Origin of the sequence: Stenotrophomonas sp. 24(2023), from assembly GCF_030913365.1 — a bacterium.
Lineage (GTDB): Bacteria > Pseudomonadota > Gammaproteobacteria > Xanthomonadales > Xanthomonadaceae > Stenotrophomonas.
Map to the genome: position 1 here is coordinate 551,573 of NZ_CP133160.1, position 11,923 is coordinate 563,495.

The window sequence follows — 11,923 nt, forward strand, 5'->3', positions numbered from 1 at the left end:
TATCGCTGCGGCCTGGTCCGCTGCGGAGCCCTGCCATGGCCCACAAGAACACCGTCTGCGTGTGGTACGACAAGGATGCACTGGCGGCTGCCACGTTCTATGCCCAGACCTTCCCCGACAGCGCGGTGACCGCCGTGCACACGGCTCCGGGTGATTACCCCGATGGCCGCGAGGGCGATGTGCTGATGGTCGAGTTCACCGTCTGCGGCATCCCCTGCGTCGGCCTCAATGGCGGGCCGGCGATCACCCACAGCGAAGCCTTCTCGTTCCAGGTGGTCACCGAGGACCAGCCGGAAACCGACCGGCTGTGGAACGCCATCGTCGGCAACGGCGGGCAGGAACGCGAATGCGGCTGGTGCCGCGACCGCTGGGGGGTGTTCTGGCAGATCAGCCCGCGCACGCTGCTGGAGGCGGTGACCAGCGCCGACAAGGCCCTGGCCAAGCGCGCGTTCAACGCGATGATGCCGATGAAGAAGATCGACATCGCCGCCATCGAAGCCGCGATACGCCCCGCATGACGACGGCAGCCTGGGATGCGGTCATCGTCGGTGGCGGCCACAACGGCCTGGTCTGTGCGGCCTATCTGGCACGCGCCGGGCGCAGGGTGCTGGTACTCGAGCGCCGTGCCGTGCTGGGCGGCGCCGCGGTCACCGAGGAATTCCACCCGGGCTTCCGCAATTCGGTCGCCTCGTACACGGTGTCGCTGCTGCAGTCCAAGGTGATCGACGACCTGCAGCTGCATGCGCAGGGCCTGCGCATCGTGGCGCGCCGTGCCAACAACTTCCTGCCCCTGCCCGATGATCGCTACCTGCTGGCGGCGCCGGGCCGCACGCAGGCCGAGGTGGCGAAGTTCTCCGCACGGGACGCACAGGCATTGCCGGCGTATGAAGCCCGCCTGGAGGTGTTTGCCGATGTGCTGCGCGACTGGGCGCTGCGGGCACCGCCGGATCTGGGCGTGGGTGCCGGCTGGCGCGCCCTGCCGGCGCTGTGGCAGATGGGCCGGCTTGGCCGCGAACTGTCGGCGCTGTCGCCTGCGCTGCGGCAGGAGCTGCTGGACCTGTTCACCCTGTCGGCCGCCGAGTATCTCGATCGCTGGTTCGAAAGCGAACCGATCAAGGCACTGTTCGGCTTCGATGGCATCGTCGGCAACTACGCCAGCCCCTACACGCCCGGCAGTGCCTACGTGCTGCTGCACCATGTGTTCGGGCAGTGCAACGGGGTCAAGGGCGCCTGGGGCCACGCCCTTGGCGGCATGGGAGCGATCAGCCAGGCCATCGCCGCGAGCGCGCGCGCTGCAGGGGCCGAACTGCGCGTCGATGCCGGCGTGCAACAGCTACTGGTCGAGCACGGGCGCGTCGTGGGCGTGCAGCTGGCCGACGGCCAGGCCGTGCGCGCACGCACCGTGGTGGCCAACGTCAACCCGAAGCTGTTGTACGAACACCTGCTGCCCCCCTCGCAGGTCCCCGACGCCACCCGTGAACGCATGGCACATTGGCGCTGCGGCTCCGGCACCTTCCGCATGAATGTCGCGTTGTCGCAGCTGCCGGATTTCCGCGCCCTGCCCGGCCCGGGCGACCACCTCACGGCCGGCATCATCCTGGCCCCCAGCCTGGACTACATGGACCGTGCCTGGCTCGATGCGCGCCGCGATGGCTGGTCGCGCGAACCCATCGTGGAAATGCTCATTCCCAGCACGCTGGACGATTCGCTGGCACCGCCGGGACAGCACGTCGCCAGCCTGTTCTGCCAGCACGTCGCGCCGGTAATGCCCGGCGGACGGCACTGGGACGACCACCGGGAAACGGTGGCCGACCTGATGATCGCCACCGTCGAGCGCTACGCGCCCGGCTTCGCCGCCAGCGTGCGCGGCCGGCAGGTGCTGTCACCGCTGGACCTGGAGCGCACCTTCGGCCTGGTGGGCGGTGACATCTTCCACGGTGCGCTCAGCCCCAACCAGCTGTTCGCCGCGCGGCCGATGGTTGGCCAGTCCGGCTACCGTGGTGCCCTGCCCGGCCTGTACCTGTGCGGGTCGGGCACGCATCCCGGTGGCGGCGTCACCGGCGCCCCCGGGCACAACGCAGCGCAGGTGCTGCTGGCCGATCTGTAGCTCCACGCCATGCGTGGATGCCTTTGGTTGTAGATCCACGCCATGCGTGGAGTCCATGACCCGCGCTGCGGCTTACTTCACGCTGCGCAGATGGTTCGGGCGCTTGGGCGGGCCCGGGGGGCGGCGCTTGTTGAACGGCGGCTGCCCACGCCAGTACCGGATCAGCAGCCAGCCGAACAGCATGCCGCCCAGGTGCGCGAAATGCGCCACGCCCGGCTGCCATCCCGTGGCCCCCAGCACCAGCTCGCCCACACCGAACAGGATGACGAAGGTGCGTGCCTTCATCGGGATCGGCGGGAACAGCAACATCACCCGCTGGTTCGGGAACAGCATGCCGTAGGCCAGCAACAGCCCGAACACGCCACCGGAGGCCCCCAGCACCGTTGCCGGGTTTTCCAGCAGCGAACCGACCAGCAGCTGGCACAGGCCGGCGCCGGCCACGCAGACCAGGTAATAGAGCAGGAAACGCCGTTCGCCCCAGGTCTGCTCCAGCGGGGCACCGAACATGAACACCGCCAGCATGTTGAAGAACAGGTGGCCGAAGCTGCCATGCAGGAAGCCATACGTCAGCAGCTGCCACGGCTGGAAGTTGCCACCGGGCGAGAACGCATCGAACCCCTGCTGCAGCGGCTGCAGCATGAACGGTTCGAAGGTCTGCATGCCAAGCAGGAACGGCTGCTGCAGCAGGAACAGGATCGCGTTGGCGATCAGCAGGGCCTTGGTGACGGGGGGCAGTCGCGGGAACATGGGGGCACCGGCATGGAACGGTCTCCATCATAGCCGCAGCACGCGCGCTCGCCAGTGGGCGCAGCGCGGCGCCCGTTCAGCTGCCCATGGCCGGTCAGCCCGGCCCCCACACCGCCGCATCCAGTGCCGCGGCGGGGTCACGTGCCGGCATCCGCACCCGGCCGTTCTCCACCACCACGCCTTCGGCACGCAGGCGCTGGGACTGCTCGCGCCAGCCTGCCGACCCTTCCGGCATGGCAATGCGCCCGTCCGAGCGCAGCACCCGGTGCCAGGGCAGGTCCGGGTCATCGTTCTGGCCCAGCACGCGCGCGGTCAGCCGGGCGCGCCCGGGCAGGCCGGCCCGCAGCGCCACCTGCCCGTAGCCCATCACCTGCCCGGCAGGAATGGCATGGATCACCGCAAGAATGCGCGCACGCGCCTGCTCCGGCGTCAGCGCCGCAGGCGCGTCACCAGCAGTACGCCGATCAGGACCAGCACGGTGCCGGCGACCTGCGCCGGCCCCATCGGTTCGTCGAGCAGCCATAGGCTCATCACGATGGTGGAAACCGGGCCCAGCATACCGACCTGCGCTGCCAGCGACGAGCCGATGCGCTGCACCGCCAGCATGATCGCCAGCACCGGCAGCACCGTGCAGGCGGTGGCGTTGAGCAGCGACAGCCACTGTACCGGCGGCGGTGCCTGCCACAGCAGCGGCAGCGGATGGGTCACGGCGAAGTGCAGCAGCACCAGCACGCTGGCCACGCAGCTGGCATAGGCGGTCAGCCGCACCGCACCGATGCGCGCCACCACCCGGCCACTGCCGAACAGGTACAGCGCATAGCTGAGCGCACTGCCCAGTACCAGCAGGCTGCCGAGGATGATCTGCCCGCCTTCGCGCTGCAGGTCGTGGCCGAAGGCCAGCAGCACCCCCAGGTAACTCAGCACCAGCGCGGCGACCTGCCAGCGTCCGGGACGCTGCCGCGCCAGCAGCACGTTGATCAGCAGCACCAGGGTCGGGTTGAGATAGAGGATCAACCGTTCCAGGGTCACGCTGATGTACTGCAGTCCCTGGAAATCCAGCAGGCTGGACAGGTAGTAGCCGGTGAAGCCCAGCCACAGCACACGGGCGCGGTCGGCCCAGGACAGTGCCTGCGCACGGCGGCCGGACCACAGCGCCATCAGCACGAACAGCGGCAACGCCATCAACATGCGCAGGGCCAGCAGCGTGGTGGCGTCCACACCGTAGCGCAGGCCGAGCTTGACGATGATCGCCTTGCCGGACGCGGCGATGGCACCGATCGCCGCCAGCCCGACACCGCCCACAGCGATGCGCGGCGACGTGGTGGCGATGCGGGGGGAAGGCATGGACATCAGGACGGCAACGTTCCGCACGGGGCGGTACGCGAATTCGGGGGGAAGGGCATTGTCGCACGGCGCATCACCGCCACCGGTTCCCCGCCCGGATCAGCGCATCAGCACCACTTCCTCGGCCGACGTGGGATGGATGGCCACCGTATCGTCGAACTGCGCCTTGGTCGCGCCCATCTTCACCGCCACCGCGAAGCCCTGCAGGATCTCATCGGCCGCTTCACCGAGCAGGTGCACGCCGACCACGCGTTCTTCCGGGCCGGCGCAGACCAGCTTGAACAGGCTGCGCTGGGTGCCGTTGGCCAACCCCTGCAGCATCGGCCGGAAGCGGCTGTGGTAGACGCTCACCTGCGCATGCTGCTGGCGTGCCTCGTGTTCGCTCAGCCCGACCTGGCCCAGCGGTGGATGCGAGAACACCACGCTGGGCACGTTCCCATAATCCATCTTCGCCTCCGCGCGGCCACCGAACAGGCGGTCCATCAGGCGGCGGGCAGCGGCCACCGCCACCGGCGTCAGGCCAACCTTGCCGGCGATGTCCCCCACCGCGTGCACACTGGGCACGGCCGTGGTCTGCCATTCGTCAACCAGCACCTGCTCGTGCTCGCCGATACCGATGCCCAGCGCTTCCAGGCCCAGGTTCCGGCTGTTGCCGCGGCGGCCGGTCGCGAAGAACACCGCGTCGTGCGCGTCCTCCGGCGCGTCGTCACTGCCCAGCACGCGCACGCGCTCGCCTTCGCGCTGCAGCGCGCGCAGGCGGTAGCCGAAGTGGATGCGCACGCCCTGCTGGCGCAGGTTGTCGGCCAGCCGTTCGGTCAGTTCATGGTCGAAACGCTCCAGCAGGCGATCGCCACGCACCAGCAGGTCGACATGGCTGCCCAGCGCCTGCAGCAGGCCGGCCAGTTCCACCGCGATGTAACCACCGCCGATGATGGCGACATGGCCGGGGGCGGCGCGCAGATCGAAGAAATCATCGGACACCCGGCCCAGCTCGGCGCCCGGCACGTCCGGCCGCTGCGGGTGCGCGCCGGTGGCCAGCAGGATGTGGGCGGCGGTGTAGTGCACGCCATCATTGCAGGCCACGGTATGCGCGTCCAGCAGATGCCCGCGCGCGGGAATGCGCACCACGCCGGTTTCATCCAGGCGGTTGCGGTAGCTGGTGTGGATGTTGGTGATGTAGGCCTGCCGATGGATCACCAGTTCCTTCCATGACAGCGCAGGCCGCTCGGGCACGTCGAAGCCCAGCGCACTGGCCAGCGCGATGCGCTCGGCAAGATCGGCCGCAAGCCACATCGCCTTCTTCGGCACGCAGCCCAGGTTCACGCAGGTGCCGCCCAGTTCGCCCGGTTCGAGCAACGCCACGCGCTGCCCGTGCTGCGCGGCACGGATGGCGCCGGCCAGCCCGGCCGAGCCGCCCCCCAGCACGATCAGGTCGTAGTCGTAGGGCATTGCACTCATGGAAATCGCTCGGGTCGGTACGGAAAAGGATCGATCGATGGCGCCTGGCCACAGACCAGGTCGGCCAGCAGCTGCCCGGTGCCGGCGCTCATGCTGATACCGAGCATGCCATGGCCGGCCGCGAGCCAGACGTGACGATGCGCCGGTGCGCGGCCGATCAACGGAACGTCGTCCACGCTCATCGGCCGCCAGCCACACCACTGTTCCTGCAGCACCTCGCCCCGTGGCTGGCGCAGATAGTGGTCGGCGGCATGCTGCAGTGCCTGCAACCGCAATGGATGCAGGCGCGCATCCTGCCCGGCGAACTCCATGGTGCCTCCCAGCCGCAGGCTGTCCTGCCAGGCGATGGCGAACACCGAGTGGTCCTTCAGCACCACCGGCCGCTGCGGCACCATCGCCGGGCGCGACCAGGTCAGCGAGTAGCCTTTGCCGGCCTGGATCGGCACCCGCAGGCCCAGTGCGCGCGCCCAGGCCGGCGACCACGGCCCGGTGGCCAGCACCAGCGCTGCGGCATCCATGCGGCGCGTCCCCGCCTGCACCCGCACACCCCGGTCATCGGCATCGAAGCCCGTCACCGCCACCTGTTCTTCGATGACCACCCCACGCGCGCGCAGCACACGTGCCAGTTCAGCGGTGTAGCGGTCCGGACGCAGCTGCGCATCGCCCGGGAAATGGATCGCACCGGCGATGCGGTCATGGAAGGCCGGGTTGTCACGCGCATACTGCGCGCCATCGATACCGTGCGTGGCAATGCCCAGCGCATCGAGCCCGGCACATTCGCGAGCATGCCGTTCGAAATTGCGCGCATCGCCAAAGACATAATCGAGCCCGCGCGCCTCGAACTCGCACTGCAGCCCGTGGGCCTGCACCCAGCCGGCCAGGCGGGCGCGCGAATCATTGAGCAGCGCGGCGCGGGCCCGGGTCGCCTGCAGCCAGTCCCGGGCGTTGCAGCGCGCGGCGAACTGCAGCAGCCAGCGCCACAGGCCGGGGTCCAGCCGCGTGCGCACGTACAGCGGCGCACGCGGGTCGAGCATCCAGCGCAGCGCGCGCCATGGCACGCCCGGTGCCGCCAGCGGCGGTGCGTGGCTGGGGGTGATGGTCCCGCAGTTGCCATGCGAGGTTGCCGCACCGATGCGGCCACGCTCCAGCAGCCGTACCTGGCGCCCCAGCAGGCTGAGGGCAAGCGCACTGGCCAGGCCGACGGCACCGCCGCCGACCACGATCACCTCTTCGCGCCCCGCCTGCTTCATTCAACCGCGCAGGGAATCGCGCCGCATCGGTGGCCAGGCCAGGTAGGTCATCGCCCGCCACAGCCATTCCATGGGGCCGAAGCGGAACCGCCGCAGCCAGGCACGGCTGGCCAGCAGCTGGGTACCGAACAGGCCCAGTGCGAAGACCACCTGCCAGGCGCGTGGCATCTGTTCGAACAGGCCCGCGCCATAGCCATAGAACACCAGCGTGCAGACCACCGACTGCGCCAGGTAGTTGGTCAACGCCATGCGCCCGGCAGGGGCCAGCCAGGCCAGGTGCGTGCGCAGGCGCATGAACCAGCCCAGGTACCCCAGGCACAGCACGGCGCCGGACAGCGAGTTGATGGCCATCGCCACCACGGCGGGCAGGTCGTAGCGCCCCGGTTCGATGTAGGGCATCCACGCCGTTCCGCCCACGGCAAGGACGAGCCCCAGCGGCAAGGCGATCCAGCGCAGCCGTGCATACAGGCGCTGGAAACGTTCCGGCTCGGCCAGTGCACCACTGCGCCCGAACCAGCTGCCGATCAGGAACATGCCCAGCACTTCCGGGCCCGCGACAAACAAGGCCGACAGTGTCCGCCCCAGCTCAACCACGCGTTGCCGCGTGGCCTCCCCCCAGCTGCCATGGGCGTAGGCCTGGCGCTCCTGCTCGATGTCCTTCAGGGTGCTGGCAATCATCTTCGCGCCCTCCTCGGGTGCGTGCCAGGCCATGACGCTGATCAGCGCCCCCAGCAACACCATCACGGCCAGGCCACACAGGAACGATCCCGCCCCCAGCCAGGGCAGCCACGACCTGGGCGCTTCGCGGAAGGCCAGCAGCATCAGCGACGCCAGCGCATAGGTCACCAGCACGTCACCGGACCAGATCAGCAGCGCGTGGCACAGGCCGATCAGCAGCAGTGCGGCACTGCGCCGCAGGTAGAACGGCGTGAAGGCGCGGCCGGCCGCTTCGGCGCGCTGCGCCATGACCGCAAAGCCCGCACCGAACAGCAGCGAGAACAGGGTGAAGAACTTGCCCTGCACCAGCACGTAGATCAACGCGTCCGCCCAGCGGTCCACCCCCTGCCAGTGCACATCGATGCCGGTAAGGACCAGATCCAGCGGACCGGCAAAGGCTTCCATGTTCATCAGCAGGATGCCCAGCAGCGCAAAGCCCCGCAGGCTGTCCATGACGGTGATGCGCTGGCCGGCGGCAACCGGCTGCAGGGAGGGGGCAACGGCGTTCACAGGACATCCATGGACCAGGTGCGCGCATTATGCGGGCCGTCCCCTGTGCATGAATGGGCCATCGGGCATAGAAACGAACGGCCCACCTGGGTGGGCCGTCCTGTAAGGGCCCATGCAGGCAGCGCCAGGGCTGCCTGCACCGGTGCCTCAGTGCTGGTGGCCGCCGTCGCCGTGCACGTGGCCGTGATCGATCTCTTCCTTGCTGGCTTCGCGCACATCGACGATTTCCACGTCGAAGTGCAGGTCCTTGCCGGCCATCGGATGGTTCAGGTCGACATCGACCACGCTCATGCCGACCTTCTGCACGGTCACCGCGCGCGGGCCGAAGTTGGTCTGCAGCACGACCTGCTGGCCCGGGGCCAGCTTGGCAGTGCCGAAATGCTTCTTCGGCACGCGCTGGGACAGGCCGTCACGGCGTTCGCCGTAGGCATCGGCCGAGGCGACGTCAACGCTGAAGCTGGCGCCGGCTTCCTTGTCCATCATGGCGTTTTCCAGGCCCGGGATGATGTTGCCGTGGCCGATCAGGATGGCCAGCGGCTCGCCGCGGTCCTTGGACGATTCGATCGGCGCCTGGCCGGCTTCGGCAACGGTGTAGTGGAAACGGACAACGCGGTCTTTTTCGATCTTCATGCGCAACTCTGTCTGGGTCTGCCTGCCGGCAGAGGGTTGGGGCGGGTTGTCGCCCGGCGGGGACACGGCCATCATGTCGGCCATCCCAAGGTGGCGCATTATCCGGAGATCATGCACATCACGCCAGTTTTGCCCGGCCTGCGCCGGTACTCCACTGCCGCGGTGCTGCTGGCACTGGCCGGCCTGCTGGCCGCCTGTGGTGGCGGCAAAGCGACCCGCCCTGCGCCACCATCGGCCAGCACCACGGTCTGGCCCAGCACCGTGCCGGACAACCCGCAGGCGGCCAATTCGGTGCTGATGCGTGCCATCAGCCTGGTCGGCACGCCCTACCGGTATGGCGGCAACACGCCCGATTCGGGGTTCGACTGCAGCGGCCTGGTGACCTATGTCTACCGGGAAATGCTCGACCTGCGGCTGCCACGTACTTCACGCGACCTGGCCGCCGTGCAGGGGCCGAAGATCGATCCGAAGCGGCTGGCCACCGGCGATCTGGTGTTCTTCGGCAGCCGCGGCAACGTCACCCACGTCGGCATCTATGTCGGCGAAGGCCGTTTCGTGCATGCCCCCAGTACCGGCGGAACGGTCCGGCTGGACTCCCTGAGCGGCCCGTACTGGAAGGACCACTACACCGGCGCGAAACGTGTTCTTCGCTAAGCTGAACAGGGCTAATGTCCAAAAATGTGATGGAAGTCACGATAGGCATAACATATTGCTAACGGAATTTTTAACTAATGCCCCCCTTTACAGGGCATGATGCTCCATCGCTTTTTGACCTGTGACCACCGCGTGACGACTGACGACCTGACGTGTGAAGGCCAGACCGCCGCTCCTGCGCGTAGCGCCCGCCCCCTGCTTCTGGGCGTGGCCCTGCTCCTGACCAGCCTTCCGGCATGGTCACAGACCGCTCCCCGCCCCGCTGACGCCCCGGTTGCACCGGTGGCCGAGGTCCCGGCAACGCCCGCCGCCGCCAAGCCGGCCGCCAAGGTCGAAGCACCGCAGCGCAGCCGTGCCGACGCCGCCGCCAGCGCCACGCTGGCCGCCCTGCTGCCGCACCTGGCATCCAACGACAGCATCCCGTTGATGGACCGCTCGGCGATGGTCGCCGGTGACCTCAGCCGCCTGCTGGCCAACTACGACACCAGCAGCGCCGCCACCGGTGCCGTGGTCGGTGATGCCGCCGACAACGGCAAGGTGCAGTCCCTGCTGCGCCGCGCGATGACCCTGCTGGGCACCCCGTACCGCTGGGGTGGCACCAACCCGGACAACGGCTTTGATTGCAGCGGCCTGGTCAGCTACGTCTTCCGCACCGCCCTGGGCATCGAACTGCCGCGCGTCTCGCGTGAAATGGCCCACGATGGCAACGCCGAACTGATCAACGACCGCAATGCGCTGGCCGCCGGTGACCTGGTGTTCTTCGGCCGCAAGGGCCGGGTGGACCACGTCGGCATCTATGTCGGCGAAGGCCGCTTCCTGCACGCACCGAGCAGCGGCAAGGATGTCCGCGTGGACACCCTGCTGAGCGGCTACTGGGGCAACAAGTTCATGCAGGCCCGACGCGTCGAGCTTTGATGTAGAAGCGCTCTGCAGGTTCCGATGCACGAAAAGACCGCTGCCTTGCAGCGGTTTTTTTTATGGGTCATGGCCTGCCCCATCCACGCAGGGCGTGGATCTACCAGAGACGCGGCGTGGATCTACCCCTGGGACGGAACACCATCCATCGGCCGGGCGGGCGCGCGGGCGGGAATGAAAACGGCCCGCCAGGGTGTGGCGGGCCGTTGCCGGTGTTGATACGGGCGCGGGGTCAGCGCTGTGGCGGGCCCGGGTCCGGGTCATCCACGCCCAGGTTGGTGCTGGGGTTGTCATACACCTTCTGGTCCAGCAGGCCGGTTTCCTTGGCCACCAGCACCGGCACCACCATCTGCCCGGTCACGTTGGTCATCGTGCGCATCATGTCCAGGATGCGGTCGATGGCGTACAGATAGCCGATGGTCTCCAGCGGCAGGTTGGCCGCGCTCAGCACCACCGTGGCCATGATCACCGCCGTGCCCGGCACGCCGGCGGTGCCGAAACTGCCCAGCACCGAGGCGATCAGCACCACCACATACTGCTCCGGCGTCATCGGCACGCCGCTGTACTGCGAAATGAACACCGCGCACAGCGCCGGGTAGATCGCACCGCAACCATCCATCTTGATGCTCGCGCCCAGCGGCACGGCAAAAGCACCGTAATCCTTGTTCACGCCCAGGTTGTGGGTGATCGAGCGCAGCGCCACCGGCATCGCCGCGAAGCTGGACGAGCTGACGAAAGCCACCTGCATGCCCGGGGCCGCACCACGGAAGAACTTCAGCGGGTTCAGACCATGCGACAGCAGCAGCGCGCTGTACACCACCACGATGTGCAGGGCGCAGGCCACGTACAGGGCCAGCACGAAGTTGCCCAGCGGCAGCAGCTTCTCGAACCCGTAGCTGCCGACCAGGCCGGCGATCAGGCCAAAGGTGCCGATCGGGGTGACTTCCAGCACGAAGCGGGTCACCTGGATCATGATCTCGCTCATCTGACCGACCAGCTTGCGCGCTTCGGTCACCTTCTCGCCCAGCTTGACGATGGCAAAGCCGACCAGGCCGGCGAAGAAGATCACCGGCAGGATCGAGCCCCTGCCTGCCGCCAGCACGGTCTCACCGGCGGCATTGACCTTGGTACCGATGCCGGACAGCGCGTAGAACACGTTCGACGGCACCACGTCCAGCAGCACCTGCACCACGCTGGGCACCTGCCGCGGCACATAGTTGTTGGCCATCGACAGCTGCAGGCCACCGGCCCCGGGCTGCATCACCGTGCCCACGCCCAGGCCCACGCAGACCGCCAGCGCGGCGGTGATGACGAACCACAGGAAGGTGCGCCCGCTGAGCGCGGCCACCGACTTCTGCCCGTGCAGCGAGGAAATCGCGTTGATCACCGCGAAGAACACCAGCGGTACCGCGATCATCTTGATCAGGGTCACGTACAGGTCGCCAAGCGGGCCGAACCAGGTTTCCGCAGCCGGACCCAACGCCCAGCCTGCCAGCGCGCCAAGCACGAAACCGCCAACGACGCGTTTCCAGAACGGAATCCGCAGCCAGGCAGAGACCAGCGTCATAAGCCATCCAGAGGGGGAACAGGA

At 68.4% G+C, this 11,923-nt stretch carries 12 protein-coding genes; 4 read left to right on the top strand and 8 right to left on the bottom strand.

All coding sequences use genetic code 11. The features are described from left to right. Window positions 1-35: 35 nt before the first annotated feature. Window positions 36-518, top strand: coding sequence for a VOC family protein (locus Q9R17_RS02495; RefSeq protein WP_308156881.1), 483 nt, complete (start codon window positions 36-38; stop codon window positions 516-518). Next, on the top strand, window positions 515-2,107 hold the full coding sequence (locus tag Q9R17_RS02500; protein WP_308156882.1) for an NAD(P)/FAD-dependent oxidoreductase: 1,593 nt from the start codon (window positions 515-517) through the stop codon (window positions 2,105-2,107). Before Q9R17_RS02495 ends, Q9R17_RS02500 begins: the two co-directional genes overlap by 4 nt. 72 nt (window positions 2,108-2,179) lie before the next feature. Here the strand turns inward: Q9R17_RS02500 and Q9R17_RS02505 are convergent, their stop codons facing one another. The 7 genes from Q9R17_RS02505 to Q9R17_RS02535 form a co-directional block, all read right to left on the bottom strand. Beyond that, window positions 2,180-2,854, bottom strand: a complete 675-nt coding sequence (locus Q9R17_RS02505; protein ID WP_308156883.1) for a rhomboid family intramembrane serine protease — start codon at window positions 2,852-2,854, stop codon at window positions 2,180-2,182. A gap of 94 nt (window positions 2,855-2,948) precedes the next feature. Next, on the bottom strand, window positions 2,949-3,287 hold the full coding sequence (locus Q9R17_RS02510; RefSeq protein WP_308158408.1) for an MGMT family protein: 339 nt from the start codon (window positions 3,285-3,287) through the stop codon (window positions 2,949-2,951). Further along, window positions 3,284-4,204, bottom strand: coding sequence for a DMT family transporter (locus Q9R17_RS02515; protein ID WP_308156884.1), 921 nt, complete (start codon window positions 4,202-4,204; stop codon window positions 3,284-3,286). Before Q9R17_RS02515 ends, Q9R17_RS02510 begins: the two co-directional genes overlap by 4 nt. Window positions 4,205-4,297: 93 nt before the next feature. Beyond that, a complete protein-coding gene (gene gorA / locus Q9R17_RS02520) occupies window positions 4,298-5,656 on the bottom strand; it encodes a glutathione-disulfide reductase (RefSeq protein WP_308156885.1) in 1,359 nt (452 codons plus the stop codon). Next, window positions 5,653-6,906 (bottom strand): FAD-dependent oxidoreductase, encoded by a 1,254-nt coding sequence (locus Q9R17_RS02525; RefSeq protein WP_308156886.1) that lies wholly within the window; start codon window positions 6,904-6,906, stop codon window positions 5,653-5,655. The genes gorA and Q9R17_RS02525 overlap by 4 nt, the downstream gene beginning before the upstream one ends. Beyond that, entirely contained in the window at window positions 6,907-8,133 is a 1,227-nt protein-coding gene (locus tag Q9R17_RS02530; RefSeq protein ID WP_308156887.1) for a DUF418 domain-containing protein, read from the bottom strand. A gap of 147 nt (window positions 8,134-8,280) precedes the next feature. Continuing rightward, window positions 8,281-8,763, bottom strand: a complete 483-nt coding sequence (locus tag Q9R17_RS02535; RefSeq protein ID WP_308156888.1) for a peptidylprolyl isomerase — start codon at window positions 8,761-8,763, stop codon at window positions 8,281-8,283. 111 nt (window positions 8,764-8,874) lie between these two features. On the opposite strand from Q9R17_RS02535, the gene Q9R17_RS02540 reads away from it, so the two are divergent. After that, the gene (locus Q9R17_RS02540) at window positions 8,875-9,417 is read left to right on the top strand and encodes a C40 family peptidase (protein ID WP_308156889.1); all 543 of its coding nucleotides are present in this window, start codon (window positions 8,875-8,877) and stop codon (window positions 9,415-9,417) included. 132 nt (window positions 9,418-9,549) lie between these two features. Beyond that, the gene (locus Q9R17_RS02545; protein WP_308156890.1) at window positions 9,550-10,332 is read left to right on the top strand and encodes a C40 family peptidase; all 783 of its coding nucleotides are present in this window, start codon (window positions 9,550-9,552) and stop codon (window positions 10,330-10,332) included. A 232-nt stretch (window positions 10,333-10,564) separates the two neighbouring features. Here the strand turns inward: Q9R17_RS02545 and Q9R17_RS02550 are convergent, their stop codons facing one another. After that, window positions 10,565-11,899, bottom strand: coding sequence for a dicarboxylate/amino acid:cation symporter (locus tag Q9R17_RS02550; RefSeq protein WP_308156891.1), 1,335 nt, complete (start codon window positions 11,897-11,899; stop codon window positions 10,565-10,567). Between the last annotated feature and the right edge of the window lie 24 nt (window positions 11,900-11,923).